Genomic DNA, 25,788 nt, shown 5'->3' on the forward strand with positions numbered 1-25,788 from the left:
AGTTCATGCAGCGCGCACTACTGGTCAGCGTCGTCACGGGCACGGTGTGCGCGGTCCTGTCCTGCTGGATGACGCTGATCGGGTGGTCGCTGCTGGGCGACGCCGTCTCCCACGCGGTCCTTCCCGGTGTCGTGCTCTCCTACCTCGTAGGGGTCCCCTTCGCGGTGGGCGCGCTGGTGTTCGGTGCGGGTTCGGTGGCGCTCATCGGCGTGGTCAACCGCACTTCCCGGGTCAAGGAGGACGCGGTGATCGGGGTGGTGTTCACCGCGATGTTCGCGGTGGGCGTGGTGCTGCTGTCCACGGTCCCCACCAATACCGACCTCATGCACATCCTGTTCGGCAACGTGTTGGGCGTCTCCGACACCGACATCTGGCTGATCATGGCCATGGCTGCGGTGACGCTGACGGTCGTGGCGCTCAAGCACCGGGACCTGACCCTCTTCGCCTTCGACCCCACCCACGCCCACGCCATCGGCCTCAGTCCGCGGCGCCTTGAGGCACTGCTGCTGGGGTTGCTGTCGGTCACGGTGGTCATCGCCCTACAGGCGGTCGGGATCATCATGGTGGTCGCCATGGTGATCATCCCCGGCGCCACCGCCTACCTGCTCACCGACCGTTTCGAGCGGATGCTGGGGATCGCGGTGGCGGTCTCGGTGGTGGCATCGGTGCTGGGCACCTATGCCAGCTTCCACCTCAACGTGGCCACCGGCGGCGCGATCGTGGTGGTGCAGGCGAGCGCGTTCGCACTGGCCTACCTGTTCGCGCCGCGCCACGGGGTACTCGGCCGGGCGACCGCACGTAGACGCGCCGAAACGACTGCGTCCTCGTGAACCCCCGGGAACGGGAAACGACCGTGTTCGACCATTCTCCCTACCACCAGGGCCTGAGGATCGACGCCCCCGTCCACGTGACCACCGGCAAGGGGCACTACTCCCGGAAGATCCGCACCGACCTGCGTCGACGCGGCTCCGCGGCGGCAGACCCCCGGCTTCAACCAGACCATCGTCGCCTCCAACCTCCTGTGGATCCGCCCCTTTGGAGACGACCTCCAGGCGACAGCGGTCGGACCTCGGTTGGCCCACCCGCCCGGGCCGGGCGCACCTCGCCCCGCAGAAAGTCGCCGACTCCTTCCGGGTAAGAGGCGGACTGCCCTATTTATTCGCTACCGCGTTCGCCACAGTGATCTCCGAACAACGTTGTCCAGATAAGTGAAGCGGGCTGGTCGTGAGAGCAGTGGTCGGTGGGATCGGGCGCGTTCTGGCAGTCGGTGTGATGGTCGCGGCGTCGGCGTTGTCCGTGAGTTCCCCGGCTTCGGCCGAGGACCAGTCCCAAGCCCAGGCACCGGCGAACAGGGTCTGCGCCAAGGCGTACGTGCAGGGCACGGGTTGGACGGCCGAACAGTGCGCCAACACCGGGCAGTCGGTGACGGTCGGCGCGGCCGGCGCGGGGCGCCCGGTCGAGGCAGTCGAGATGGCGGTCGCCGGGAGCCGTCTCTGTGCCAGGGGTTATCTGCAGGGCACCGGATGGCAGGCTGAGCAGTGCGCCGCCTCGGGCACCCGTATCACGCTCGGCGCCCCGGGCAAGGGGCTGCGCCTCGAAGCGGTGCTCTTCAGCGTGCAGTCGGGAATGATCTGCGGCAACTCCTACGTGCAGGGCGTGGGCTGGAATCCGATCTGGTACTGCGGGGTCGACGGCGAGAGCAACGGGATCGGCACCACCGGGCAGAACAAGCGCATGGAGGCCGTGGCCTTCATGATCGTGTGATGGCGGCCGACCTCCCTTGCCCCGGAGGGTGTCTTCCGGGTTGCGGGCGCTGGTGCCGCTGCAACGGTGTCAGCCGCAACCAAGTGGAATCGGCCTGGTTGGACGGAGCGCACCCGCGAGGCCGTAGCCGCAACCACGCATGCCGCGACCGGTCGCGGCGGCTGCGTGCGCGACGTCGACGCCCTTCCCGCCACCTGGAACGACCGTCCCGCGCTTGCCCGGCCCCACTGAAACCCGCTGTGTGAGCGGTGGGTGCGCAAGGCAATGGGAGGGTCACGGCAGCGTGACCGCCAGGGCGCGACATGGCCACGAGAGCGGGCAACTGCTTGAGGTCGCGGCCCGTTTGGGTGAACCTGCCGGTTATGGACACCCGACCCGGGGGGCGCCGACGCCGCACGGCAATCGTGGCGGCGCCGATCCACACGCCCCGCCTCACCCTGGAGCCGTTGCGCCTGGACCATGCAACGGAGATGGCCGAGGTGCTGGGCGACCCCGCGCTCTACCGCTACCTCGGCGGGCGCCCTCCCCAGGAGGAGGAGCTGCGTTCGCGCTACGCCGACATGCTGGAGGGCTCGGACGAACCGGGTGTTCGCTGGTGCAACTGGATCGTCCGTGAGGACTCCGGGCAGGCGGTGGGAACGGTGCAGGCCACCGTGGGCCCCGACATCGGCGGCCTGCGCGCGGTGATCGCGTGGATGGTGGGGACCCCTTGGCAGCGGCGCGGTTACGCCGCCGAGGCATCGCGCGGCATGGTGGAGTGGCTGCACGCCCGGGGTGTGCGCAAGGTCAACGCCCACATCGACCCGCACAACGAGGCATCGGCGGCGGTGGCGCGCGGCATCGGGCTGATTCCCACCGACGCCGACTACCACGGCGAGACCGTCTGGACCGGACGTCCGCGTTTTTGAGGGACCGGGCGCCTTCGGGGCCTGCACCCGTTCGGGAAAACACGGCATGTCACGGCTGGTGACCTCACGGACGTGCCGGCCGGGCTGGCCCCGGGAAGACCGGCGCCTTCCCGGAGCCGCTGTGTGCCCGCTGTGCCCGGCCGGCTCAGACCTGCCCGGCGTGTGCGACAGCCGCGTCGTACGGGGGCTCTTGGACACCGCGGAGGGAGAGCAGGACCAGTCGCGCGACCCCGTGGTAGGCGGCACGGGCGGTCAGGGTGCGCACCCTGGGGCGCGCAGGCCGGTCGTGCCGGTGCCGCCCAGGACCAGGACCGGTTGTGTTGTCATGAACCCCGTCAAGCGCCGCGGCGCGGTCCGAGGAGTGGTCGAGGATCGTGTGGACATGTCCGTACGTCTACGTCCCCGCAGAGGGACACACGGTTGTGCGGACACCACCGACGCCAGTGACCGAAATTCATCTCCCCCCGACCGCCTTCCTCGATACACCCACTGAACTGCGGCGATAAAAAATCATCCGGACCGAAACCCGTGCAGCGCGGTTCGGTCGGTGGTTCGGTCGCCTCGGTGACCGAAAACGGCGGCTCGCGACGATGACTAGCCCGCTCGTGGCCGGCATGGCTCCAATGGGTCAAAAGAAGACGATTCCTTGACCTGATCACGGCACCGGGAGTAGACACGGATGCAGCCCGGACGCCCGGACCCGGCCAATCCCTCACCGAAAGCGACACAAAGTACAAAAATTCACTTTGCATGACAAGTTTCACAAAGTATGCTTTTTGGGTTCCGTGACTCTCTTGTGATGAATACCCTCGGTCGCGGCGGCCTACCTGAATACTCCCAGTTCAGAGCCGCTCACACCGCCCACCCCCTGCCCCGGGTGGCTCGCTGCGCCTCGCGCCGCCCCCAGCCGACAGACCTCCTGTAGCGCGCAGCTCTTCCTGTCGCCTCTCAAAGGACTCCTTGCCGTGGGCCACCACAAACCCCGCCCCTCCCTGGGCGCACGCCTCAAATCCAAGCGCGTGCTCGTCGTCTCCACCGCCACCCTCGGCGTGCTCGCCCTGGGCGGCGCGGCCGGCGCCTACGCCCTCAGCGGCCAAGGCGGCGCCCCCGAATCGGCGGTCGGCGCAATCACCATCCCCGACGCCCAGACCAGTGCGCCCGTGGCCCCCTCCTCCACCGATCCCAAGACGCGCGAGCAGGCCCGGAGCCAACGGGCCGACGCCGTCGAGCAGGCGTCCACGACCACCCAGGCCCAGGCCGAGCAGGCCAAGGAAGAACCCGAGCCCGAGGAGAGCGCCGCGGCCGACTCCGGATCCGCCGACAACCAGGGCAGCGGCTCGACCCTCACCCCCAGCGGCGAAGGCGGCCAGTGCGAGGCGTCCATGTACGGCGACCCCCAGCCCACCGCCTCGGGCGAGACCTTCGACCCCTCGGCCATGACCGCCGCGCACAAGACCCTGCCCTTCGACACGATGGTCGAGGTCACCAACACCGCCAACGGCAAGTCGGTGACCGTGCGCATCAACGACCGCGGCCCCTTCATCTCCGGGCGCTGCCTGGACCTGAGCACCGCGTCCTTCACCCAGATCGCCTCCGCCAACGCCGGCGTCGCCCAGGTCCAATGGCAGGTCGTGAGCTAGACCTCGACCGCGACGACACACGCGGTCCACTCACCGCCGGCGAGGGGACCAACTCCACCCCGACCAGGCGCGACTCTCCCTTCACCGGCCACGACACCCCCTGACGGAGCCGTCCTGCCGGTCCACGGCGGACCCGAAAACCCTTATTCATCGGCACACCCGTGCAAGAATGCCCCGCAAGTCTCGACAGTGGCGGGGGTGGCTGGTGTTCCGTACCGGGTCAGGGTGGGTGGTCTCACCCACCGACCTCGTGGACGCAATGGAGTGCGAGCACCGCAGCGCACTCAAGGCCGCCCTGTCCGCAGGAGTCGAGGGCGCACCGCTGCCCGCCGCCGTGGACCCGCTGGTGGCCCAGAACGGCGCCGTGCACGAACGTGCCGAACTTCAACGGCTGACCGACCTCTTCGGAGACGGCGTGGTCACCATCGACGCTCCCCGCCCCACGGAAACCGGCCTCGCCGCCGCGGCCGAGGCGACCCGCACCGCCATGCTCAGCGGCGTTCCCGTCGTCTACCAGGGCGTGTTCTACGAACCGGTCCGCCCCGGCGTCGCGTTCCACGGCCGCGCCGACTTCCTGATCAGCACCGCCGTCGACCCCGCCACCGGCGGGGCACGCACGGGGGCTGCTCCCGGCTACGAGCCCTGGGACACCAAACTCGCCCACCACGCCCGCCCCAGCGCCGTACTCCAACTGGCCGCCTACGCCGAAGCGCTGGGGCGCACCGGCCTGGGCGAACCCGAACTGATGTACCTGCTCACCGGCGACGGCACCACCCACCCCCTGCGCGTGGCCGAATACCTGCCGTTCCTGCCGGGCGTACGCGAACGGCTGCTGAAACGCCTCAGCAGCGACCAGGCGCTGCCCAGCCCCCTGTGGGGCGAGCCCTGCCACTCCTGTGAGGGCTGCGCCTACTCCGCGCTGTGCGCCGAAGGCCGCTCCCGGGCCCGACACCTGTCCCTGGTGGCCGGAATCCGCAGCGACCAGAGCGCCAAACTGCGCGACGCCGGCATCGACACCATCGACGCCCTGGCCGTCGCCATCGACGAGGACCGCCCCGGCCTGCTGCCGCGCCACTCCTACACGCGCCTGCGCGAACAGGCCGCCCTCCAGGTGCGCCAGGACGCCACCCGCACCGCCGACAACCCCGTGGGCACCGTCATCGCCGAGGTGTACGCCGAGGAGGGCCTGGCCATGCTGCCCGAGCCCTCTGCCGGTGACGTGTTCTTCGACATGGAGGGCTACCCCTACTACGAGGGGCGCGGCCTGGAGTACCTGTTCGGCGCCCTCACCGAAGAGGGCACCCAGGACTTCCACCCCTTCTGGGCCCACGACCGGGCCGGGGAGAAACGCGCCTTCGAAGCCTTCGTGGACTTCGTCATGGCCCGCATCGACGACGACCCCGACGCCCACGTCTACCACTACGCCTCCTACGAGGTGGACCGGCTCAAATCGCTCTCGGCGGGTTTTGGCACCAGGGAGGGCGAGGTCGACCAGCTCCTGCGCGAGCGCCGCCTCGTCGACCTCTACACCGTCGTCAAGAAAAGCCTGCGGGTCTCCCAGCGCTCCTACTCCATCAAGTACCTGGAGCCGCTCTACCTGGACGCCGGACGCACCGGCGAGGTGGTCACCGCCTCCTCCAGCATCGACGCCTACGCCGAGTACGTCGGCGCGCGCGACGCCGGCGACACCGAGCGCGCGGCCAAGATCCTCGACGGCATCGCCGCCTACAACCTCGACGACTGCGTCTCCACCGCACGGCTGCGCGACTGGCTGGAGCGCACCCGCACCGATCACGGGTTGAGCACCCGCCCGGGCGGGCAGGCGATGCTGGTGGAGGAGGACTCCGCCGAGCGCGCGGCGGAGTCGGCGCGACGCCGCGCCGAGGCCGAGGCGCGCGAACGCGCCCTCACCGAACCCCTGCTTCAGGGCGTCGCCGAGGAACCGGGCCTGCGCGACGACGAGGAGCACGCCCGCGCACTGCTGGCAGCCCTGGTGGGCTACTACCGGCGCGAGATGAACCCGTCGTGGTGGGAGTTCTTTCGCCGGCTCAGCGCCCCCATGGAGGAGCTGGAGGCCGACCCCGAGTGCCTGGTCCCGGTGCGCGCCCGCGCAGGGGAGTGGCAGGAACCCCAGGGACGGCAGAAGAAGGCGCGCCGCGAACTGGAGCTGCGGGCCGATCCGGCGCGCCCTCACCCCTTCAGTACCGGCGACAAGGTACGCCTGCTCTATCCGGGCCCCCCGGGGCGCCCCTCCGACACCGTGGACGCCGCCGTGGAGAAGTCCGGCCCCGACCGCGTCACCCTGGTGGAGACCTGCGACCCCGGCGACCTCTACGCACGCATGCCCGCCGCAGTGCTGCCGGGGTCCCCGGTCCAACCCAAACCCAAGGACCAGACCCTCATCGAGGTCGCCGAACGCGCGGTGGCCGCCCTGCCGGGCACGCCCGAACTCGCCGGCCTGGACGTACTGCGCAGGGCCGCGCCGCGCCTGCGCGGCGGCGGCACACTGCCCGACCCCGCCGACCACAACGGCGACCTGGTGGCCACGGTCATCGCGGCCGTGGACCGCCTGGACTCCTCCTACCTCGCGGTGCAGGGACCGCCCGGGGCGGGCAAGACCTATCTGGCGGCGCGCCTGATCACCCACCTGGTGGGGCGCGGCATGAGCGTGGGCGTCTGCTCCACCAGCCACAAGGCCATCGAGAACGTGCTGGAGGCCGCAGTGCGCGCGGCCTCCGCCCAGGGCGCACCGCTGGCGTGCGCCAAACGCCAGCCCAGCGGCAAGAAACAGGACCCCGAACTGCCGTGGGACCAGCCCAAACAGGTCAAGGAGTTGGTGGGTTGGCGTGCCGGGCAGGACGGCGGCTACCTCGTGGGCGGTACCGCGTGGAACTTCGCCAACGAAACCATGACCAGCGACCCCTTCGACGTCCTGATCATCGATGAAGCGGGCCAGTTCGCACTGGCCGACACCGTGGCGGTCTCGGCCGCCGCCCGCGACCTCGTCCTGCTGGGCGACCCCCAGCAGTTGCCGCAGGTGGTGCAGGGCACCCACGGCGAGGGTGCCGACGCCTCGGCCCTGGAACACCTGGTGGGCGGCTCCGAGATCATCGATCCGGCGCGCGGCTACTTCCTGGACCAGACCCGGCGCATGCACCCCCGGGTGTGCGCACCGGTATCGAACCTGTCCTATCGCGGACTGCTGCACGCCCACCCCCTGGCCGCGCAGCGGAGCCTCGCCGGCGTGCAGGCGGGGTTGTACCGGGTGGCCACCCCGCACACCGGGCGCAGCACCCACAGCCCCGAGGAGGTCGAGACGGTGGTGGCGCTGGCCGCACGGTTGACGGGCACCCGCTTCAGCGAACCGGGCGCCCCCGATCGCGAACTGACCGGTGCCGACATCCTGGTCGTAGCCCCCTACAACCTGCAGGTGCGCGCACTGCGCCGTGCCCTGGAAGAGGCCGGGCTGGATGAGGTGCGGGTGGGAACAGTGGACCGCTTCCAGGGCCAGGAAGCCCCCGTGGTGCTGTGTTCGATGACCGTCTCCAGCGCCGCGGAAGCCGCACGCGGACTGGACTTCGTGCTCTCGCGCAACCGGCTCAACGTGGCACTGTCCCGCGCCCAGGTCATGGCGGCGCTGGTCTACTCCCCGCAGTTGACCACCGCTGCGCCGCGCTCGGTGGCCGAACTCCGGGTCTTGGCGGGGTTCGCCGGCCTGTGCGCCCAGGCCGACGACTGGGCCTAACCCACGGCGGTGCGCAAAAGCGGGACGCCGGACGCGCCCCGGCCCCGGAGCAGCCGTGACGGTTGAGCCTGCTCGCACAAGGGCGGCCCCGGCCGCGAGCCGACCGGGAAAGGCGTCGTCGAGTTCGTCGCCTGCGCAGGGTGGTCGGGCGGAAGGGCGCGACGCAGCCCTGACAGGCCCTCTCCGGCCGCGACCGCCGCCACGGGGTCCGCGGTCTTCTTCCCGGGGATGCGCGCCGTGGGCGAGCACGCCGTGCCCCATAGGGCCCGGGCCGATACGCGAGACGTCCGTTCCGGTGGGCCCGGTCTTGACGTACCGCGCAGTTTTCATGCCTCCTTGATGGTGAGGACCGGCGCGGCCACATGTCTTTCCCGGCCCGTCGCCATCACCCGCGTCTTTTGCCCCTGCACACCACAAGCCCCCGGGAAAAGCCCGAACCTCGCAATGACTGCCGCTTGCACCCGAGCCGGCCCGTACCGTCCGGCGCCGTTGCGCCAACGGTCGAGTCGACCCCTTAGGGTGGCGGATCGGGGTTGGCCGCTCGGCCGCCCCCCACCCCGGCCGGAGGACCGATGGCCCCCAAGAAGAACACCACCCGCAAACCGCGCACCGCGCGCCCCCGCGAGCCCGTGGTGCTTCCCGACCCCAGGCCGCGCTGGCCCATCGCGGCCTGGACGGCGCTGGGCGCCCTGTGGGCGTTGGGGTCACTGGTGGCGTTCGTTCTGGTGCTGACCGCCGCCGGGGTCATGCCCGAGGACGTCACCGACGCCACCCGCCGCGAGGGGGCTTGGGCGCTGGTATGGCTCCTCGTCTTCGCGCTGGCCGTCCCCGCCGCGGGCACCGTCTGGGCGGCACTGCTGCGCCGCCCCGTCGCCGCGGTGATGTTCGCTTTCGCCTTCGCGCTCTCGGGTGCCGCGCTGTGGCTCATCGCCCCTCCCGCTGAGCTGTGGGCCGCACTGTCGGGAGGGTTGGGCCGACCATGACCGACGCATCGCCCCACTCCGACCCCCAGTCCTCCGCCGCCGATTCGGCCATGATGGAAGCCGTGACGACCACCCCGGAACCCGACGCCCTGCCCGAACCGGTCCGCGCCCGCCTGGAACGGGTCACCCACAGCGTCCTGGTGGACACCCGCTCCCTGGAGGCGGTGCGCCGCCGTTTCGACGACGAACAGGCCGCGTCCCTGGGCCGCTACCTGGCCGCCGCGCAATCGGCCAACACCCTTCGGGCCTACCGCTCGGACTGGGTGGCCTTCACCGCGTGGTGCGGCCAGGAGGGGCGCCAGGCCCTGCCCGCCGACCCGGTGGACGTGGCCGTCTACCTGGCCGCGGGCGCCGACGCCCTGCGCGAGGACGAGCCGGCCCGATGGGCGTTGTCCCCGGCCACCCTGGAGCGCAAGGCCGCCGCGATCGCGGCGGTGCACGGCGCCAACGGCCTTGCCTCACCCACCCGCACCGAGGTCGTGCGCATGACCCTGCGCGGCATCCGCCGCAGACGCCGCGCACTGCCCAACCGCAAACGCCCGGTGGTGCTCTCCACACTGGAAACGCTGCTGGCCGAACGCCCCCCACCCGGCCACCCCACCGGCGTGGCCCGCCGCCGCGACGCGTTGCTGCTGCTCACCGGATTCGCCGGTGCCCTGCGCCGCAGTGAACTGGCCGGGCTGTCCCTTGACGACGTGGCCGTGGACTCCGACCCCACAACCGGCGAACCGCTGCTGGTGGTGCGCCTCTCGGCGACGAAGACCGATCAGGAGGCCCGTCACGCACACCAGGTCGCCCTTCCCCGGGGCCGCCGGCCCGCGACCTGTCCGGTGTGCGCGTTCGCCCAGTGGGCCCGGGTCCTGGAGGTCCACCGCGACGGCGGGGACCCCGGCGTGCGCGCGCTCCTGGAGGGCCAGGACCCCGAAGAGACCGACCCGGTCCACCTGTGCCACACCTACACCGGCACCGATCTCGCCGACGGCAGCGCCCGCCCCCTGTTCCCCTCCGTCGACCGCCACGGCAGGATCGCGGCCCGCGCGATGTCCGGTCAGGCCGTAGGCTCCCTGGTCAAGCGCTACGCTGAGCGCGCCGGCCTGGATCCCAAGGTGTTCGGCGGCCACTCACTGCGCTCGGGGTTCGCCACCCAGGCAGCACTGGGCGGTGCCAGTGACCGCGAGATCATGCGTCAGGGCCGGTGGACCAACGCGCGCACCGTCCACGGCTATATCCGAACCGCCAACCCGTTGGAAGACAACGCTGTGACCAGGCTGGGCCTGTGACCACACCGTGCCCGATATGTGGAAGGATGCCCGGGTGATCGATGCGTTTCGTGCCGCCTTCCAGGAGCTGATCGACGCCTCCCTGCTGGGGGACCCGCAGCGTTTCGGCCCTGCCGTCGGCCAGGTTTACAACCTCGCCTCCCAAGTCCCCTCGTCCGAGCGAGAAATCGCCCTGGAAGCCCTGGGGCCGATCTTCTCGGGCCATCACACCGGCCCAGGCGCCGAGGCCGACCTCACGGTCGTGGCCGGCGCCTTCGTGGAGATGGGCACTCCTCCTGGGGCCACCGGGATCGAAGTGCTGCGCCTGGTCCGCGAGACCGGCAAGGCAGCCGGTGTGTTCCTGCACGCCTGGGACAAGACCGGAGGCGGCCCTCCGCCCGAACCCGAACGGGTGACCGCGGCCGACGAGGACCGGGTCGCCAAGGCCCTGAACGAGTCGGCCACGATGGCCACGATGTGCTGGTGGACCGCGCGGCGCTTCGGCCTGTCGGCCAAGACGATGCTGAGCAGGGCCGAGATCCGCGCCGAGATCCGCGCCGACTCCTCCATGCACGGCGACTTGTTGGCCATCGCCGGCCAACTCTCCGCCCACCTGCCCGAATACGGCGAGATCTCGGCGCTGCTTCGCATGGACGAGGTCAACAGCGCACTGGTCCTGGACCGCGCCTCCAGCCGCGCTTTTCGGGTGGGTTTCGAAGGGATCGGCGACAACTTCCAGCTGCACACCCTGCTGGCCGCGGCCCTGATCGGCGACGGGGGCCGCGGTCTTGCCGGAGAGGTCCCCGACCCGCGCTGGGTGTCGGCCTTCACCGACGCCGATCCCGATCCGCGCGCGCGGATCGTCAGCGGCTGGTGGAACCTGGTGGCCGCCGACGGCACGTGGGTGTGGAACGAGGGGGTCCCCGCCGATATCCCCGTGCTCGAAGGCGAGCGGATCCTGGTACTGGAGGAGCAGACCTACCCGCGCTCCTGGAACGCCGGACGGCTGTACCCGCTGGTTGCCGCAGCACTGTGGGTGCAGGAGGAACTGGAGTCCGAGGACGCCCGCCGGTGGTGGTCGCTGATCCAGCCCGAGGAGCGGGTGGAGGGGTTCATCTCCGACCCCGACGTGTCGGTGTTCGCCTCGCCGTCGAGCGCCGACTCCTCCCCGGTGGGTGTTTCGGTTTTCCTGCCCGAACCGGGGGACTCCTCGCCGCCGACCCCGCCCTGGGAGAAGACGTGGAGCGACGTTGCGGAGGAGCCCGCACCCCACCCCGTGGCCGAGCAGGAGCCCGCCCCCGAACCGCAGCCCGAGGTGTGGTCGGCGTGGTCGGCTCCGGCCTCCGCGCGCCCACAACCCGACCCCGCCGAAGCCGTCCCCGAGCCGGAGCCGGAACGGGCCTTTGCGCCCGCACCCGAGGCCGCCCACGACCCCGAGCCGGTGCACGTGGAGCCCGAGGTGCGTCCGGCCCCGGTGTCCATGGCGGCGACCGAGGTATTCGCCGCCATCACCGACGACGACCTCAACGGCCCGCCCCCCACCGCGCGCACCAGCCCTGCCCAACAGCCGGAGGAGGACGACGCCGAGCAGGACAAGCAGAACAAGGACACCCCGGGCGCCTCGCTACTGCCCCCTCTGCCGCCGGGCGTCTCCGACAGCTCGGGGTGGGGCCCCAGCTGGTTGTGACCCGGGCTCAGTAATCGTCGCGTGACCCGCGGCGCGGTTCGTCGTCGCGGTAGTCGGTGTCGTCGCGGTAGTCGGCGTAGCTGTCCTCGTAATCATCGTCGTCCTCGTCGGGCTCCTCGCCCTTGCCGAAGGCATGTGCGCCGCGCGGGCGGTAGCTCTGCCAGCGCGAGGACAGAAACAGCGGCAGGATCAACGCCAACGCAAGCGGCAAGTACAGGCCCAGTTCCAGCAGGGTGGTGGCCCCGGCCACTCCGGGGTAGTGCGGAATGCGCGCGACCAGATCGGGACGCACCAGGTCCAGGGCGGTCAGTCCGGCCAGGGCCAGACCCGCCGAGCCGGGCAGCAGCGGAGTGAGCCGGGGAGCGGCCAGCACCACGGCCACGAACAGGGCCAGCAGGCTCAGCGCGCCGATCGCGCTGAGCCCGGTCACGCCGACGAACGTGCCTCCCGACTCCGCGACCGCGGTGATCCGAGGCAGCGCCCAACCGGTTCCCAGCAAAATGACCGGCACCAGCACGATTCCAACGATGAAGCCGACGACATGTCGCACGGGGGTGCTCCTCTCGAATCCAGCTGCACCCTACCGACAAACCCTTCAATAAGGACATATCCCTTTTTCTTTCTGGTCCCCCGACCGGGACGCGCCCACCCCGCCCGATCGCGCATCCCGCTCGTATCGGTCTAGGCTTGCCCGGTGAGCAACACGACTCCCGACGAGCCCGACCCCGACGTCGTCGACCTGGCGACGATGATCTTCGACCTCGCCCGCACCGGCGCCACCGACTCCCTTGCGGACTACCTCGCCGCGGGAGTACCCGCCAACCTGACCAACGACAGCGGCGACTCCCTGGTCATGCTGGCCGCCTACCACGGACACGCCCAGACGGTCGAGCGACTGGCCGCCCACGGCGCCGACGTCAACCGGCTCAACGACCGCGGGCAGTCACCCCTGGCCGGTGCGGTCTTCAAGGGCGAGGACGCGGTGGTGCGCACGCTCGTCGCCCACGGCGCCGACCCCGCCGCCGGCCGCCCCTCGGCCCTCGACGCCGCCCGCATGTTCGAGAAGGAACAGTACCTACGCCTGTTCACCCAGGTCTGATGCGCGCGAGCGGCCCGCCCCCGGCCGGCACAGCGGTACCCACCGCCGTCGCGGCCTTGGCCGGCACCGCTTTGCTGCGGGTGGTATGGCGCAACGAGGCCGGCGGCCTGACGTTCGCCGCCGGGACACCGTCCGCCCGACGCTTCATCAAGTGGGCTCCGGCCGGATCGGGGCTGGACCTGCGCGCCGAGGCCCTGCGCCTGGCCTGGGCAAGCCACCACACCAGGGTTCCCCCCGTCCTGGGACAGGGGAGCACAGCGGCCGGGGAATGGCTGGTCACCCGCGCCGTCGCGGGCGAGAACGCGGTCACCGCCCGATGGAAGGCCGCCCCGGAGCGGGCCGTGCGCGGGGTCGCCCTGGGCCTGCGCGCACTCCACGAGACGCTTCCGGTGGGGGACTGCCCGTTCTCGTGGTCGGTCGTCGACCGGGTCCGCGCCGCACGCGCACACGGCGTCCTCACCGCCGCGGCGTCCGCCGAACTACTGGCCGGCGCGCCACCGGTGACCGATCCCGTGGTGTGCCACGGGGACCCGTGCATGCCCAACACCCTGCTGGACGGCAACGGCGACTGGTCGGCACACGTGGACCTGGGCAGCCTGGGGATCGCCGACCGGTGGGCCGACATCGCCGTGGCCGTGCACAACACGCGCCTCAACTACGGCCCCGGATGGGAGCAGGCGTTCCTGGACGCCTACGGCATCGACCACGACTCCGAGCGGGCGTCCTACTACCTGGAGCTGTGGCAGCACACCTGAGCCGCTTCGCGCGCTCGCCGCGCCCACGGACACGGGGGCGGCGTGTGGGCCTCGGACTTCAGCCACGGGCCAGGAGAGGGCCAAGATCCCCAAAAGGGGCCCTCGACACCGCCTCCCGGGGTAGGGAAGGCCGGGAGCGGCCCCGTTGCGGGGCGAGGCCGTACCCGGTCGGGTGACGACGCCGGGGTCCGGGGCTGCCGCGAATCGACGGCACCGATCACGGAGGTCGACGCCGCAGGAGGAACCGTGAATCTCCAGATACTTCCGCTGGCGATCACCATGATGATGGGGCCGCAGATCATCTCCGCCATCATCTTGGTGACCACCGGCCGGCCGGTGCGCGACTCCGTGGCGTTCCTGGCCGGGGTGGCCCTGGCCGCGTCGGTCGGGGTCACCATCACCCGCGGGATCTTCTCGCTGCTGGGCCACGGCGTCTCGCTGGGCGACCCCTCCCAACGGGGCTCGGTGGGCACCGTCATCCAGTTCGGGCTGGTGATCCTGCTGCTGGGCGCCGCGGTGAAGAACTACGTGCGGCGGGAGACGGTCGAACCGCCCAAGTGGTTGAGCGCGTTGATGGAGGCAGGGCCGGGAAAAGCGTTCGCGACCGGGTTCCTGGTGATCCTGTTGATGCCCTCCGACATCGTCGTCCTGTTGACGGTGGGGGCCAACCTGGAGCAGAACAAGGCGAGCGTTGTCGCGGCGCTGCCGTTCATCGGCGCCACCGTGCTGATCGCCGCGCTGCCGTTGCTGGCTCTGCTGCTGTTTCACCGGCGAGCCGCAACGGCCATGCCCCGGGTCCGGGAATGGGCGAACTCCCACAGTTGGGTGATCAACGTCGTCACCTGCCTGATCTTCGTCCTGCTCATCCTGTGACAGGGGCCGACTCCGCGGCCGGGCCGGTGCCCGCCGGACTAGGTCGTGGGACGGTAGGCGTACCCGACCCGACGCACGGTCACCAGGTGCGCGGCCACGGCCGGAAGTTTGCGGCGCAGGCGGTGCATGTGCACGTCCACGGTGCGGGTGCCCTCGGCCCGGGGATTGGCCCGGTGGCCCGGCCACACCTGGTCCAAGAGCTCGGTGCGGGTGAAGACCCGGTGGGGTGCGGCCCTCAGGTGGGCCAGGAGTTCAAATTCCTGGAAGGACAGTTCGACGTCGCGTCCGCCCAGGCGCACCGACCGGGTGCGCCGGTCCAGGACCAGGTCGTCGCCGCAGGTCGGGCCGGGCGGTGTCACGACGTGGCCCACGACGACCATGACGGCGCCGTCGTCAAGGGGGACCACTCCGAGCATCGCGTCGGAGTCGATGTGGGCGGGCAGCGGAATCGCGGCGCGCTCGCCGGGGGTCAGATCGCGCAGGAGAGCCGAGTGGGGCCACTGGTGGGTGGCGCGTTCGGTCACAGTGAGCTGATGACTCATGGCTCCATCATCCCCATAATTACCAACTAAATCAACTAGTTTAATAGGTAATTATGGTGGGGAACCCGGCGAGCGTCCACGCGGACGGGTGCACCGAGGATCAGGCACGGGTCGGGGTGGGGGGAAGCCTCCGCGCAGAGCACCGCGGGCGCTTCCCCCCACCTGAGGGGCTCGGGTGATCCCTGCGTCTGGTTGTTCCCACCAGGCCACTCACCTGACCACTGGTTTCTGGCCACGCGCACGACCGGGCGGGGGATGAGGTGGGGGCTAGGTCAAGGGCATACTACGGCGGCGGGGCGCCTTCGGGTCACGACGTCCAGGCCGCCGCGAACCCGTGTTCCAGGTAGTGGACGGCCTCGCCACGCAGACAGGCACGGATGCGGCGGGCCTGGTTGGCCGGCAGCAGCGCGCCCAGGTCCTCCGCCGTGGCCATGCGCGCGTCCGCCAGCTCCTCAGGGGGCAGGCGGACCCGATCGAAGTCACCGGGTTCCAGCTTCCCGGAAAACACGAAGATGGTGGCGGGACGCCGGTCGGGACTGACCGTGGGGGGCAGCCAGTCCACACAGACCAGGTGCTCAAGAACCGGGACGAACCCGAGTTCCTCAACACACTCGCGCCGACACGCGGCCAGGGGGGACTCACCCATCTCGATCACTCCGCCGGGCAGCCCCCAGCCCGGCCGGTAGGTGGGTTTGACCACGAGCACCCGGCCACCGTCGTCACGCAACAGCGCGCTGGCCGCGCCCCGGGTGCGCGGCAGGCTTTCGAAGAACTCCAACTCGGAATCGGCCATGGGCCGAACCTTATGGGGTACCGCCACGCAGTGTGACAGAGCGGGGGGCTCAGTCGGAGCGGCCCGGGTGCTCGCGGTCGTAGCGCTTCTTGAACTCCTCCAGCAAGGCCGCCGAACGAGCCGGATCGCCTTTCTCCTGGGCCTCGTACTCCTGCACGGTGATGGCCTGGGCAGCGTAACGCTCGTAGTCGTCGTCGCCCGGGACCAGGTTGAAACCACCGCATCCAACAGCGGTTCCGTCCGCGTCCTGGAAGGCATGGGGGACGTTGACCGTCCCATCGGGGAAGATCACCGCGGTGACGGGCTTCATCGGATCACCCCGTAGTTCTCCTGGAAGTATGCGAACACAGCGTAGGCGAGTTGCTCGTCCCCGGCCAGCATCTTGGCCAGCCCTTCCATGTCACGCTGGGCGACATAGGCGAAGCATTCGGCCCACCACTCGTGCCGGGCGTGCCAGTAGGGATTGTCCAGATGGGGCAGGCAGGAGGCGTGCAGCTCCCGCCAGTGCCGAGTCTCCGACATCATCAGATCGGCCAGGTCCAGGACATGGGCGACCTCGTGCAGGACCAGCGAAGTGGAGGCGTTGGGCAGGGTCCCCAGCAGTAACACCCCGAACCGGTAGATCCCCGCGAGACGGTCATAGGTCAGCGCGTCGGGGTCGGTGGGATCGGTGGAGACCCCGCGCAAATGCCCGTAACCGGCCAGATCCACCACCGATCCCTCACCGATGAAGATGTCGTCGACCTCGGTGATGATGCGCTCCACCAGGGGGGAGGGCAGACTGGCCAGAGTATCGATATGCGCGATGACCTGCGGGGAAGGAATGGTCCCGGCCGGCCACCGGCGGTGCAGTACAGTCTCCAGCCGCCCCAGGTGGCGCCGACCGTCCATGGGAACGGGATGCGTACCCACCGGGTGCGGGCCGCATTCGATGCGTTCGTTCACATCAGGAACGTTAGCGATCATCACGAAGTGGTCAGGTGGTTTCAGCGCACAAAGCCGCTTTGTGCGCACAAGATCCGCTTCCCCGGGGCCGGGCCGCCCCCGCCACGAACCGGGCGGGCTAAGATCTCACCCGGGGTCGCCCCCGGTCCCACCCACCAATTCTTCCTGCAACACGTAAAGGTGGACCCGTGGCCGGCGTGCGGCACCGCTCCTCAGGACTGGCCTTCGCAGCCGCCTCCGCACTGGCCTTCGGAGGCTCCGGGCCCTTCGCCCGCCCACTCCTGGACGCCGGCATGGACCCCCTGCACGTGACATGGCTGCGCCTGGCCGGCGCCGCCCTGCTCCTGGCCCCCGTGGCCATCGCCCGACGCCGTGTCCTGCGCAGCCACCCCTGGCTGCTGCTGGCCTACGGGGTGTTCCCCATGGCCGGAGTGCAGGCGTTCTACTTCGCCTCCATCTCCCGCATCCCCGTGGGAGTGGCGCTACTCATCGAGTTCCTGGGCCCCGTCCTGGTCCTGCTCTGGATCCGCCTGGTACGCCGCACCCCCGTCTCACGCGCGGCCGTCATCGGCGTGGTCCTGGCCGTGGCAGGACTGGGCTGCCTGGTGGAGGTGTGGGCCGGTGTACGCCTGGACGCCGTGGGACTGGCCCTGGCACTGGCAGCAGCAGCCTGCCAAGCCGGATACTTCCTGCTCTCCGACGCGGCCGGGGACGACATCGACCCCCTGGCCGTCATCTCCTACGGCGCCATCATCGCCACCGCCCTGATCACCGTGATCGCCCAACCCTGGACCATGCCCTGGCAGCTGATCACCGGCCCCGTCACCATCGCCGGCGTCACCGTTTCGGGCCTGGTCTCCGTGGGGTGGCTGGTCGTGATCTCCACCGCGATCGCCTACGTCGCCGGAGTGGCCGCCATCCGCCGCCTCTCACCGGTGGTCGCCGGAGCCGTGGCCTACCTGGAAGTCGTCACCGCGATCGTGCTGGCGTGGCTGATGCTGGGCGAGGCGCTCAGCCCCGCCCAGGCCATCGGCGCGATCATCGTGCTGGCCGGAGCGTTCATCGCCCAGTCCGCCGTACCCTCCGCCCCCGCACCCCCGACCACCCCCCAGATACCGGCAAGCACGCCTACCGAGGCGGATGCAGGCGAGGTGGGTGCAGGGTCAACGGCTGATCGCTGACCGGAACCCGCCCCCACCGGCGACGCAACTCATAGGCGCCCAACGCCACGACCGCGCTGGCCAACGACGCCCCCAACGCCGCGCGCTGCCCCTCGATCACCGCCATAGCCCCCAACGCCATCACCATCCCCACCAACATCACCCATGTCAGGTAGGGAAACCCCCACATCCGGAAGGTGAGGGACCGGGGCCCTTCCCTACGCGCCCGCGCCCCCAAAATCAGCTGCGACACCCCGATCACGATGAACAGCAACAAGAAGATCGCGCCGACCGAGGCCACCAGAAACGCGAACACCGTCTGGGGCCAGGCGTAGTTGGCCAGCACCGACACGTACCCCACCACCGTGCCCAACACCAGGGCACGCACCGGCACCCCGCGCCGGTTCACCCGCACCAACCCCATCGGCGCATCGCCGTGACGCGTCAAGGCGTGCAACATCCGCGACGAGGTATACATCGCGGCGTTGAGCACACTCATCACGGCGACGAACACCACGACCTCCATCACCGGCACCGCGCCGGGGATACCCACGCGCTCCAGCACCGACACGAACGGGCTCGTGGCCACCCTCGCGTCGTTCCACGGCAACACCGTCACCACCACCGCGATGGACGCCACGTAGAACAGGGCGATGCGCCACAGCACACTCGTGGCGGCCCGCGCCACATTGGCCTCGGGCTCGTCGCTCTCACCCGCGGCAATGGTCACGATCTCCACCCCGCCGAAGGAGAACAGCACCACCACCGTGGCCGCCAATACCGCCGTCCACCCATGGGGAGCGAACCCCCCGTACTGCCACAGGTTGGCCGTACTCGCCCCACCCGCTCCAGGCCACACCCCGACCGCGAACAACGTCCCAACGATCAAAAACGCCACGATAGTGACGATCTTGACCACGGAGAACACCGTTTCCGTCTCACCGAAAACGCGCACCGACACCAGGTTGACCCCCGTCATGGCCACCAGCAGCACCAACGCCAGCAGCCACTCGGGAGCCTGCACCCAACGCCCCAGGATCGCCGCGCCGGCCACCGACTCCGCCGCCACCAACACCGCGTACAACCACCAGTACAACCATCCGATCACGAACCCCGCGCGCGGCCCCAACGCCATGCGCGCGTAGTCGGAGAACGATCCGGCCGCGGGATAGGCCACCACCATCTCGCCCAGCGCACGCAACGTGAACAGGACCAGCGTCCCGGCGAGCACATAGGAAACCACCGCCGCGGGCCCGGCCGCACCGATCACCGTCCCCGACCCGATGAACAGGCCCGCCCCCACCGAGCCACCCACCGCGATCATCGCCATGTGCCGGCGGCGCAAACCGCGCGCCGGGGCCAGCGCAGCGGAAGCATCGGCGGGGCGCGGCTCTTCATGCGAAGTCACGACTACAAAGAGTAATAGTTCAGCTACCGAATTTGAGCCGATCGGCGCCGCCGCCCCTCCTCCAGCCGCACACCGATGCCCCAGTCGCTATCCTCACCACCCGTGCCCCCGCCGTGCACACCGAACACCTGCTCCTGCGGCCCTACACCCCAGCCGACGAGGAAGCATTCGTCGCGGTCCTGGGCGATCCGCGCGTCACCCGCCGGATGGACCAAGGCCCCTACTCCCACGAGGCGGTGCGCGCCCTCTTCCAGCGCGTGTTCACCCACGTCTACCCCCACAACCGCTTCGACGTGTGGGCGGTCCTGTACCAGGACCACATCATCGGCCACGGCGAGGTCAAACCCGGCACCGACGTCCCCGGCACGGAACCGGTCCACGCACTGGCCCACAGCCACTGGGGGAGAGGCCTGGGCAGCGAACTCGCCCGGGCCCTGTGCACCCACGCCTTCACCCCCCTGGGCCTGGACCACATCCACGCCACCGTGGCAGCCGACAACACCGCCTCCCTGCACGTCCTCCACCGCATCGGGTTCGTCCACGCGCGCGACATCGACGAAGGCACGACGCGCGTCCTGACCCGCACCCGCTGACCAACCCCGCAAAACACGAGCGGCGACTCGGACCGGTCCCATCGCTCACGCCCACCGGGCAGTAGGTTCACGAAGATGACACCACCACACACCCAGATCACCATCGTGCTCTTCCCCAACGTGACCCAACTGGACTTCACCGGCCCCGCACAGGTGTTCGCCAAAATGGCCAACACCACCGTGGAACTCGTCGCCGCATCCACCGACCCCGTGCCCACCGACTGCGGCTGGTCGGTGGTCCCCACCTCCACCTGGAACACCGCACCCCCATGCACGGTCCTCATGGTCCCCGGCGGCCAGGGCGCCTTCGACGCGATGCTGGAACCCGCGACACTGGACTTCGTGCGCGCCCAAGCACAAGGAGCCGACTGGATCACCTCGGTGTGCACCGGTTCGTTCGTCCTGGGGGCCGCAGGCCTGCTCACCGGCAAACGCGCGACCAGCCACTGGGGATCGCTGCACCTGCTCCGCCACTTCGGAGCACACCCAATCAGCGAACGCGTGGTCCGCGACACGACCACCATCACCGGCGCCGGTGTCTCCTCGGGAATCGACTTCGCCCTGAGCCTGGCCGCCCGACTCCACGGCCAAAGCGCCGCCGAACGCATCCAACTGGGCATCGAATACGACCCCCAGCCCCCCTTCTCCACCGGTTCGCCCGACCGCGCACCCGCCGAATGGGTCAAACAGGTCCGCGACCACGCCGACGCCAACCGGGCACCCATGGTCCGGCGCGCAGCCGACCGCCTGCGCACCGACGACCACACCTAACCGCCCGCGACCCCGCACCGGACGGGCGCCCTCGACCCCAGGACGACCGCCCACCCCAAACACCGACGCACCCCACCACCTGCCACGGAAAGAGAACCCCGCCCATGGACCACGCCACCGTCACCGGCGTCAGCCTCGACCCCGTGCACGCCTTCACCAAACCCGCCCGCACCCGAATCGAACTCCTCGCCGGCCTGGGCGTGCGCGGCGACGCCCACCTGGGCACCACCGTGCAGCACCGCTCACGCGTGGCCCGCGACCCCAGCCAACCCAACCTGCGCCAGGTCCACCTCATCCACGCCGAACTGCACACCGAACTCGCAACCGCCGGCTTCACCGTCGCCCCCGGCGACCTGGGCGAGAACATCACCACCACCGGTATCGCCCTGCTGGACCTGCCCCGCGACACCGTCCTGGCCATCGGCGCCACCGCACGCGTGCGCATCACCGGCCTGCGCAACCCCTGCGCCCAGATCAACGCCTTCCAGCCCGGCCTGCTCAACGCCGTCATCCAACGCACCCCCGACGGCGCCACCGTGCGCAAGGCAGGCGTCATGGCCGTGGTCCTCAACAGCGGCACCGTGCAGCCGGGCGACCCCATCACCGCACACCTGCCCCCGGAGCCCCACGCCCCGCTGCAACCCGTATGACCCGCCCCTGGGGTGGGTCCCGCGCACCGACGATGCACGGCACCCACCCGACGCCGGACCCGGGGGAGCAGCCACAGCCCCGGCGCACCCGCCCCGTCTACTCCGTGCGCGACGCCCGCCCCGCCACCACATCGGCGGCATCGGCCACGATGTTGGTGAACGTCTCGGGCTGGTCCAGGCTCACCATGTGCCCCGCCCGCGGCACCACCAGCAACCGCCCGTCCACGCACGCATCCAAGAACAACTTCTCGTGGATACGGAAATGATCACGCGCACCGTTGATCAGCCACACCGTCCCCGGATAGGCGGCCAACAGGTCCAACACGTTCAGATCGACGATCTCCTCGATGACCGCCCGCGCCGCCTCCATCGCCAGTCCGCCGTCCAACACCGCCTCGGCCGCACCGGCGGGCAGCGTCAACCGGTGGAACCGCTGATTGACCGCCAACCCCTTGTCGGGCAACCGGTCCAACAACGCCGCCGGAATCCGGTACATGTGCGCCAACCCGTTGGCCGGACGCGCCGAACAACTCGTGGCCACCAACGCCGCGACCCGGTCGGGGTAGGCCGCCGCCGTCGCGATCGACACGAACCCGCCCAGGCTCAACCCCGCCACCAGCGCATGGCCGCCCACCGAGTCGATGGCGTCCCGCACCACCTCGACGGCACCGCCGAGCGTGAACGCCTCGCCCCGCCGCGACCCATGCCCGGGCAGGTCAGGAGCGACCACGGTGCGCCCCTGCGCACTCAACGCCTCCACCTGCGGACGCCACATGCTCCCCGAAATCCGCAAACCGTGCACCAACACGATCGGCACCCGCATCAAACGCTCCCCACCAGCGAACCAACCAACCGGCCGACGGCGACGCCCGCCACGATCATTGTGCACGCCACCGACCCACCACCACGCACTCAGCCCGCATACACCGCGGTCACCGGCGCGTGATCGGACCAGCGCTGCTCGTGGGAGGCCGCCCGCTCCACCTTCGCCTCACGCGCCCGCCCCGCCAACCCGGGCGTAGCGATCTGGTAGTCGATACGCCACCCCGCGTCATTGTCGAACGCCTTCCCACGATAGGACCACCACGAGTAGGGCCCCTCCTGGTCCGGCAGCAGCGAACGCATCACGTCCACGTACCCCACCTCCGACAACACCCGCGACAGCCACTCCCGCTCCTCGGGCAGGAACCCCGCGTTCTTGCGGTTGGCACGCCAGTTCTTCAGATCCGCCTCGCGGTGGGCGATGTTCCAGTCCCCGCACACCACCAACTCCCGGCCCGCCGCCTCCACCTCCGCACGCCGTTTGGCCAGGTACTCGATGAAGACGGCCATGAACCGCTCCTTCTCCTCCTGACGCTCGGTCCCCACCTCGCCCGAGGGCAGATACAGGCTGGCCACACTCACCGCACCGAAATCCGCCTCGACATAGCGTCCGGAGTCCTCGAACTCCTCAGCACCGAACCCCACCCGCACCGCATCGGGGCGCACCCGCGAATACAGCGCCACCCCGGCACGCCCCTTGGCGGCAGCCGGCGCCAACACCACGTGCCACCCCTGCGGCTCGATCACCGCGCCCGGCAACTGCTCGGCCTCGGCCCGCGTCTCCTGTAGACACACCACCTCAGCCGACGTCTGAGCCAACCACTCCACAAACCCCTTCTTCGCCGCAGCCCGCAAACCATTGACGTTCACCGTTGTCACGATCATCTGCGCAAGCCTAACCACCCGGGCACCGTCCCCGACCCGGGAAAACCCCGCCCGCAATGATCACCATCCCGCCAAAGAGGGGAAGGTGAAGACCATGAGCGTCGCCCTGGACAGCCAGACCAACCACCCGTCCCCCCTGCGCACCACCGAGGCCATCGAGGAGTACCTCATCGCCCGGCGCACCGCCAAACCCTCACCCCACACCATCGCCGCCTACCGCCGCGACCTCAACACCGTCCTGGACCACGCCGCCCACATCCACCGCACCGACCCCACCGCCCTGACCATCGGCGACCTCACCGGCCCCCTCCTGCGCCAGGCCTTCGCCGACTTCGCCACCGACCGCGCCGCCTCAAGCGTCCTACGCGCCTGGTCCACCTGGAACGGCTTCTTCTCCTTCCTCGTCAGCGAAAACCTCGTCAACGGCAACCCCATGCCCGCCGTCAGCCGCCCCCGCCTCCCCGCCCGCCAACCCAAACCCCTCATGGGCGAGGACACACCAGAACGCCTCCTCCAGGCACTCGCCGACGGCTGCCGCAAAGCCCGCGACCCCTGGCCCCAACGCGACCTCGCCGTACTCGCCCTGGCGCTGCTCACCGGCCTGCGCTCCGCCGAAATGCTCAGCCTCACCATCGAATCCTTCAGCGGACGCCCCGGGGAACGCCGCGTCCGCGTCATCGGCAAAGGCGGGAAAACCCGCTCCCTCCCCGTGGAAACCCCCCTCGAAATCCTCATCGACGCCTACCTCGACACCCGCCGCACCCGCTTCGCCACCACCCTCAAAAGCACCGACGCCCTCCTCGTCGACAACCGCGGCAACCCCCTCCAACGCGGCGGCCTGCAATACCTCGTCCGCCAGTGCTACCGCCACGCCGGCGTCTACGACCGCGTCGCCCAGGGCACCCTCGTACACGCCCTGCGCCACACCTTCGCCACCCGCCTCGCCGAGGACGGCGCCTCCGTCACCGAGATCATGCGCCTCCTCGGCCACGCCTCCATCACCTCCTCGCAGTCCTACATCGACGTCACCGCACAAGCCCAGCGCGAAGCCGCCCGCGCCAACCGCACCTACGGCGTCCTGCGCCGCCTCACCGGCGCCCCCACCCCCGACACCCCACACAACACAACGGGCGAAGCGCCGACGACGCCCCGCCCGCACCCGCCCACGAACTAGGGGATACGCGTCGCCACCCACGACGACACCGCGTGCAACGGCCACTCCAACGGCCCCCGCCCCACCAGCGCCCGCCACGCGGTCGCCCCCACCAACGACCCCACCAGGATCGTCAACGACAACTGCTCACTGACGAACGACAACGGAGTCCCCTCCACCAGCCCCTGCTCATCCACCCAGATCACCAGGATGTGCCCCACATACGTCGTCAACGCCAACGCACCCACCGCCATCAGCGGATACACCAGCACCCCCAACCGCTGTGCCACCAACAGGCACACCCCCAGCACCGCCACCGCCAACCCACCCGACCCGAACACCTCGACGGGGGTCCCACTGTGCGGCGCCCCCGTCAGCAGCCACACCCAGTCCGTGGTCGGCACCGTTCCACCGAACCCCTCGTACAGGACCTCCTCCAACCCGGCAGGACCATAGGCCGCCCCCATCAACGGGTCGAACCCGCCCGCCAACCGCTCGGCGCCGCCCAGCACGTTCATCGCCAGCCACGACACCCCGTACGCCGCACCCGCGACCGCGAACCCCGAAACGACCAGCAACCACCGCACCCTCACCGACCGCAGGTCCAACCGTCCGATCGCCAACCCCGCCAACACGAACGGCATCCAGGTGATCGCCGGATAGGAACCGGTCAACAGGAAGTCCACCACCCCCTCATCGGCCAGCGCCACGAACGGGTCATAGCTGTTGATCGCCTCGACCACCCCAAAGAGCGGACCCTCGTCCTCGATCAGGCCGCGCACGACGAACGACACCACCGGCCCCACCACGCCCAGCAGCGCGGCCGTGCCCGCCACCATCTGCCACCGTTCGGTCAACAGCATCGCGGTCAGCACGAAGAACACCGCGTAGTAGGCCAGGATCACCGACACCGGGGTCCCCATCATCGTCAGCGCCGTGCCCAGCACCAACATGACCAGGCCGCGCACCACCACCCGCCACAGCGCCACCCCCAGATCCTTGTTGACCTTGCGGTGGACGCCGCCCGACAGCAGCGCGATCGACACGCCCGCCAACAGCGCGAACAACACCGAGGAGTGCCCCGCCGCAACCGGGTACAGCGCGTTGGAGCCGTCCGCCAGCGTCCAGCCCACCCCCACATGCACCACGAACATCCCCAGCACCGCCAGACCACGGGCCACGTCCACCCCCACCAAGCGGGAGCGACGCTCGGCCGGGGGAGCGGGGGAGCCCGCCCCCGAGGAGGGAACCCGGGCTTCGGGGGACACCACGTCCGGCGGCTCCAGCCCGGGAGGAGCAGAGGCGCGGTCGTTGGACTGGCGAAAACTGTTGGACACGCCTATGAGGATCCCC

25 protein-coding genes are annotated in these 25,788 nt (G+C 70.3%); 16 read left to right on the forward strand and 9 right to left on the reverse strand.

Annotated elements, in window-relative coordinates; all coding sequences use genetic code 11:
* Nucleotides 1-5 precede the first annotated feature (5 nt).
* From QSJ59_RS13710 to QSJ59_RS13750, 8 genes are all read left to right on the forward strand, one after another.
* Nucleotides 6-830 (forward strand): metal ABC transporter permease, encoded by an 825-nt coding sequence (locus QSJ59_RS13710; protein WP_285760159.1) that lies wholly within the window; start codon nucleotides 6-8, stop codon nucleotides 828-830.
* A gap of 394 nt (nucleotides 831-1,224) precedes the next feature.
* Nucleotides 1,225-1,764, forward strand: coding sequence for a hypothetical protein (locus tag QSJ59_RS13715; RefSeq protein ID WP_285759915.1), 540 nt, complete (start codon nucleotides 1,225-1,227; stop codon nucleotides 1,762-1,764).
* Between the two features lie 362 nt (nucleotides 1,765-2,126).
* Nucleotides 2,127-2,672 carry a GNAT family N-acetyltransferase gene (locus QSJ59_RS13725; protein WP_285759916.1) on the forward strand — a complete coding sequence of 182 codons (546 nt, stop codon included), beginning with the start codon at nucleotides 2,127-2,129 and terminating at the stop codon, nucleotides 2,670-2,672.
* A gap of 965 nt (nucleotides 2,673-3,637) precedes the next feature.
* Entirely contained in the window at nucleotides 3,638-4,312 is a 675-nt protein-coding gene (locus QSJ59_RS13730; RefSeq protein ID WP_285759917.1) for a septal ring lytic transglycosylase RlpA family protein, read from the forward strand.
* Nucleotides 4,313-4,517: 205 nt separating this feature from the next.
* Nucleotides 4,518-8,057 carry a TM0106 family RecB-like putative nuclease gene (locus QSJ59_RS13735; RefSeq protein WP_285760160.1) on the forward strand — a complete coding sequence of 1,180 codons (3,540 nt, stop codon included), beginning with the start codon at nucleotides 4,518-4,520 and terminating at the stop codon, nucleotides 8,055-8,057.
* Nucleotides 8,058-8,629: 572 nt separating this feature from the next.
* Nucleotides 8,630-9,040, forward strand: coding sequence for a hypothetical protein (locus tag QSJ59_RS13740; protein ID WP_285759918.1), 411 nt, complete (start codon nucleotides 8,630-8,632; stop codon nucleotides 9,038-9,040).
* A 53-nt stretch (nucleotides 9,041-9,093) separates the two neighbouring features.
* Nucleotides 9,094-10,320 (forward strand): site-specific integrase, encoded by a 1,227-nt coding sequence (locus tag QSJ59_RS13745; RefSeq protein ID WP_432707483.1) that lies wholly within the window; start codon nucleotides 9,094-9,096, stop codon nucleotides 10,318-10,320.
* A gap of 34 nt (nucleotides 10,321-10,354) precedes the next feature.
* Complete coding sequence (locus tag QSJ59_RS13750) at nucleotides 10,355-11,986, forward strand: hypothetical protein (protein WP_285759919.1); 1,632 nt, start codon at nucleotides 10,355-10,357, stop codon at nucleotides 11,984-11,986.
* 7 nt (nucleotides 11,987-11,993) lie between these two features.
* Here QSJ59_RS13750 and QSJ59_RS13755 read toward each other — a convergent pair whose 3' ends face one another.
* Nucleotides 11,994-12,536: a hypothetical protein gene (locus QSJ59_RS13755; protein WP_285759920.1), complete on the reverse strand. Its 543-nt coding sequence runs from the start codon at nucleotides 12,534-12,536 to the stop codon at nucleotides 11,994-11,996.
* A 198-nt stretch (nucleotides 12,537-12,734) separates the two neighbouring features.
* On the opposite strand from QSJ59_RS13755, the gene QSJ59_RS13760 reads away from it, so the two are divergent.
* From QSJ59_RS13760 to QSJ59_RS13770, 3 genes are all read left to right on the forward strand, one after another.
* Complete coding sequence (locus tag QSJ59_RS13760; RefSeq protein WP_285760162.1) at nucleotides 12,735-13,085, forward strand: ankyrin repeat domain-containing protein; 351 nt, start codon at nucleotides 12,735-12,737, stop codon at nucleotides 13,083-13,085.
* On the forward strand, nucleotides 13,085-13,840 hold the full coding sequence (locus QSJ59_RS13765; RefSeq protein ID WP_285759921.1) for an aminoglycoside 3'-phosphotransferase: 756 nt from the start codon (nucleotides 13,085-13,087) through the stop codon (nucleotides 13,838-13,840). The genes QSJ59_RS13760 and QSJ59_RS13765 overlap by 1 nt, the downstream gene beginning before the upstream one ends.
* Before the next feature lie 246 nt (nucleotides 13,841-14,086).
* Nucleotides 14,087-14,713: a GAP family protein gene (locus QSJ59_RS13770; protein WP_285759922.1), complete on the forward strand. Its 627-nt coding sequence runs from the start codon at nucleotides 14,087-14,089 to the stop codon at nucleotides 14,711-14,713.
* Nucleotides 14,714-14,751: 38 nt separating this feature from the next.
* On the opposite strand, the gene QSJ59_RS13775 is transcribed toward QSJ59_RS13770, so the two are convergent.
* The 4 genes from QSJ59_RS13775 to QSJ59_RS13790 all read right to left on the reverse strand — a co-directional run bounded on the left by QSJ59_RS13775 (nucleotide 14,752) and on the right by QSJ59_RS13790 (nucleotide 16,993).
* The gene (locus QSJ59_RS13775) at nucleotides 14,752-15,255 is read right to left on the reverse strand and encodes a winged helix-turn-helix domain-containing protein (protein WP_285759923.1); all 504 of its coding nucleotides are present in this window, start codon (nucleotides 15,253-15,255) and stop codon (nucleotides 14,752-14,754) included.
* A gap of 307 nt (nucleotides 15,256-15,562) precedes the next feature.
* A complete protein-coding gene (locus tag QSJ59_RS13780; RefSeq protein ID WP_285759924.1) occupies nucleotides 15,563-16,048 on the reverse strand; it encodes an NUDIX domain-containing protein in 486 nt (161 codons plus the stop codon).
* A gap of 49 nt (nucleotides 16,049-16,097) precedes the next feature.
* Nucleotides 16,098-16,358 (reverse strand): hypothetical protein, encoded by a 261-nt coding sequence (locus QSJ59_RS13785; protein ID WP_285759925.1) that lies wholly within the window; start codon nucleotides 16,356-16,358, stop codon nucleotides 16,098-16,100.
* Entirely contained in the window at nucleotides 16,355-16,993 is a 639-nt protein-coding gene (locus tag QSJ59_RS13790) for a hypothetical protein (protein WP_285759926.1), read from the reverse strand. The genes QSJ59_RS13785 and QSJ59_RS13790 overlap by 4 nt, the downstream gene beginning before the upstream one ends.
* A 188-nt stretch (nucleotides 16,994-17,181) precedes the next feature.
* Here QSJ59_RS13790 and QSJ59_RS13795 point away from each other — a divergent pair, with 188 nt between their 5' ends.
* On the forward strand, nucleotides 17,182-18,174 hold the full coding sequence (locus QSJ59_RS13795) for an EamA family transporter (RefSeq protein WP_285759927.1): 993 nt from the start codon (nucleotides 17,182-17,184) through the stop codon (nucleotides 18,172-18,174).
* Here the strand turns inward: QSJ59_RS13795 and QSJ59_RS13800 are convergent.
* Complete coding sequence (locus tag QSJ59_RS13800; RefSeq protein WP_285760163.1) at nucleotides 18,122-19,483, reverse strand: amino acid permease; 1,362 nt, start codon at nucleotides 19,481-19,483, stop codon at nucleotides 18,122-18,124. The two genes, QSJ59_RS13795 and QSJ59_RS13800, sit on opposite strands and share 53 nt — an antisense overlap.
* 110 nt (nucleotides 19,484-19,593) lie before the next feature.
* On the opposite strand from QSJ59_RS13800, the gene QSJ59_RS13805 reads away from it, so the two are divergent.
* The 3 genes from QSJ59_RS13805 (at nucleotide 19,594) to QSJ59_RS13815 (ending at nucleotide 21,575) form a co-directional block, all read left to right on the forward strand.
* A complete protein-coding gene (locus tag QSJ59_RS13805; protein WP_285759928.1) occupies nucleotides 19,594-20,154 on the forward strand; it encodes a GNAT family N-acetyltransferase in 561 nt (186 codons plus the stop codon).
* A gap of 75 nt (nucleotides 20,155-20,229) precedes the next feature.
* Nucleotides 20,230-20,925: a DJ-1/PfpI family protein gene (locus QSJ59_RS13810; protein WP_285759929.1), complete on the forward strand. Its 696-nt coding sequence runs from the start codon at nucleotides 20,230-20,232 to the stop codon at nucleotides 20,923-20,925.
* Between the two features lie 104 nt (nucleotides 20,926-21,029).
* Nucleotides 21,030-21,575: an MOSC domain-containing protein gene (locus QSJ59_RS13815; RefSeq protein WP_285759930.1), complete on the forward strand. Its 546-nt coding sequence runs from the start codon at nucleotides 21,030-21,032 to the stop codon at nucleotides 21,573-21,575.
* Between the two features lie 97 nt (nucleotides 21,576-21,672).
* On the opposite strand, the gene QSJ59_RS13820 is transcribed toward QSJ59_RS13815, so the two are convergent.
* Together QSJ59_RS13820 and QSJ59_RS13825 are read right to left on the reverse strand one after the other, a co-directional pair.
* Nucleotides 21,673-22,398 (reverse strand): alpha/beta fold hydrolase, encoded by a 726-nt coding sequence (locus QSJ59_RS13820; RefSeq protein ID WP_285759931.1) that lies wholly within the window; start codon nucleotides 22,396-22,398, stop codon nucleotides 21,673-21,675.
* An 89-nt stretch (nucleotides 22,399-22,487) separates the two neighbouring features.
* Nucleotides 22,488-23,282 (reverse strand): exodeoxyribonuclease III, encoded by a 795-nt coding sequence (locus QSJ59_RS13825; protein WP_285759932.1) that lies wholly within the window; start codon nucleotides 23,280-23,282, stop codon nucleotides 22,488-22,490.
* 94 nt (nucleotides 23,283-23,376) lie between these two features.
* Between QSJ59_RS13825 and QSJ59_RS13830 the strand changes: the two genes are divergently transcribed.
* Complete coding sequence (locus tag QSJ59_RS13830) at nucleotides 23,377-24,456, forward strand: tyrosine-type recombinase/integrase (protein ID WP_285759933.1); 1,080 nt, start codon at nucleotides 23,377-23,379, stop codon at nucleotides 24,454-24,456.
* Here QSJ59_RS13830 and QSJ59_RS13835 read toward each other — a convergent pair.
* Nucleotides 24,453-25,772, reverse strand: coding sequence for a DUF418 domain-containing protein (locus tag QSJ59_RS13835; protein ID WP_285759934.1), 1,320 nt, complete (start codon nucleotides 25,770-25,772; stop codon nucleotides 24,453-24,455). The two genes, QSJ59_RS13830 and QSJ59_RS13835, sit on opposite strands and share 4 nt — an antisense overlap.
* Between the last annotated feature and the right edge of the window lie 16 nt (nucleotides 25,773-25,788).

Source organism: Nocardiopsis ansamitocini (assembly GCF_030268225.1).
GTDB classification, from domain to species: Bacteria; Actinomycetota; Actinomycetes; order Streptosporangiales; family Streptosporangiaceae; genus Nocardiopsis_D; species Nocardiopsis_D ansamitocini.

What these genes read in the sequence shown, in the direction of transcription:
- QSJ59_RS13710 (WP_285760159.1), top strand. Translation starts at nt 6, where the DNA reads ATGCAGCGCGCACTACTGGTCAGCGTCGTCACGGGCACGGTGTGCGCG.
- QSJ59_RS13725 (WP_285759916.1), top strand. Translation starts at nt 2,127, where the DNA reads ATGGACACCCGACCCGGGGGGCGCCGACGCCGCACGGCAATCGTGGCG.
- QSJ59_RS13740 (WP_285759918.1), top strand. Translation starts at nt 8,630, where the DNA reads ATGGCCCCCAAGAAGAACACCACCCGCAAACCGCGCACCGCGCGCCCC.
- QSJ59_RS13745 (WP_432707483.1), top strand. Translation starts at nt 9,094, where the DNA reads ATGGAAGCCGTGACGACCACCCCGGAACCCGACGCCCTGCCCGAACCG.
- QSJ59_RS13760 (WP_285760162.1), top strand. Translation starts at nt 12,735, where the DNA reads ATGATCTTCGACCTCGCCCGCACCGGCGCCACCGACTCCCTTGCGGAC.
- QSJ59_RS13765 (WP_285759921.1), top strand. Translation starts at nt 13,085, where the DNA reads ATGCGCGCGAGCGGCCCGCCCCCGGCCGGCACAGCGGTACCCACCGCC.
- QSJ59_RS13775 (WP_285759923.1), bottom strand. Translation starts at nt 15,255, where the DNA reads ATGAGTCATCAGCTCACTGTGACCGAACGCGCCACCCACCAGTGGCCC.
- QSJ59_RS13780 (WP_285759924.1), bottom strand. Translation starts at nt 16,048, where the DNA reads ATGGCCGATTCCGAGTTGGAGTTCTTCGAAAGCCTGCCGCGCACCCGG.
- QSJ59_RS13785 (WP_285759925.1), bottom strand. Translation starts at nt 16,358, where the DNA reads ATGAAGCCCGTCACCGCGGTGATCTTCCCCGATGGGACGGTCAACGTC.
- QSJ59_RS13800 (WP_285760163.1), bottom strand. Translation starts at nt 19,483, where the DNA reads ATGGCGATGATCGCGGTGGGTGGCTCGGTGGGGGCGGGCCTGTTCATC.
- QSJ59_RS13810 (WP_285759929.1), top strand. Translation starts at nt 20,230, where the DNA reads ATGACACCACCACACACCCAGATCACCATCGTGCTCTTCCCCAACGTG.
- QSJ59_RS13815 (WP_285759930.1), top strand. Translation starts at nt 21,030, where the DNA reads ATGGACCACGCCACCGTCACCGGCGTCAGCCTCGACCCCGTGCACGCC.
- QSJ59_RS13820 (WP_285759931.1), bottom strand. Translation starts at nt 22,398, where the DNA reads ATGCGGGTGCCGATCGTGTTGGTGCACGGTTTGCGGATTTCGGGGAGC.
- QSJ59_RS13825 (WP_285759932.1), bottom strand. Translation starts at nt 23,282, where the DNA reads ATGATCGTGACAACGGTGAACGTCAATGGTTTGCGGGCTGCGGCGAAG.
- QSJ59_RS13830 (WP_285759933.1), top strand. Translation starts at nt 23,377, where the DNA reads ATGAGCGTCGCCCTGGACAGCCAGACCAACCACCCGTCCCCCCTGCGC.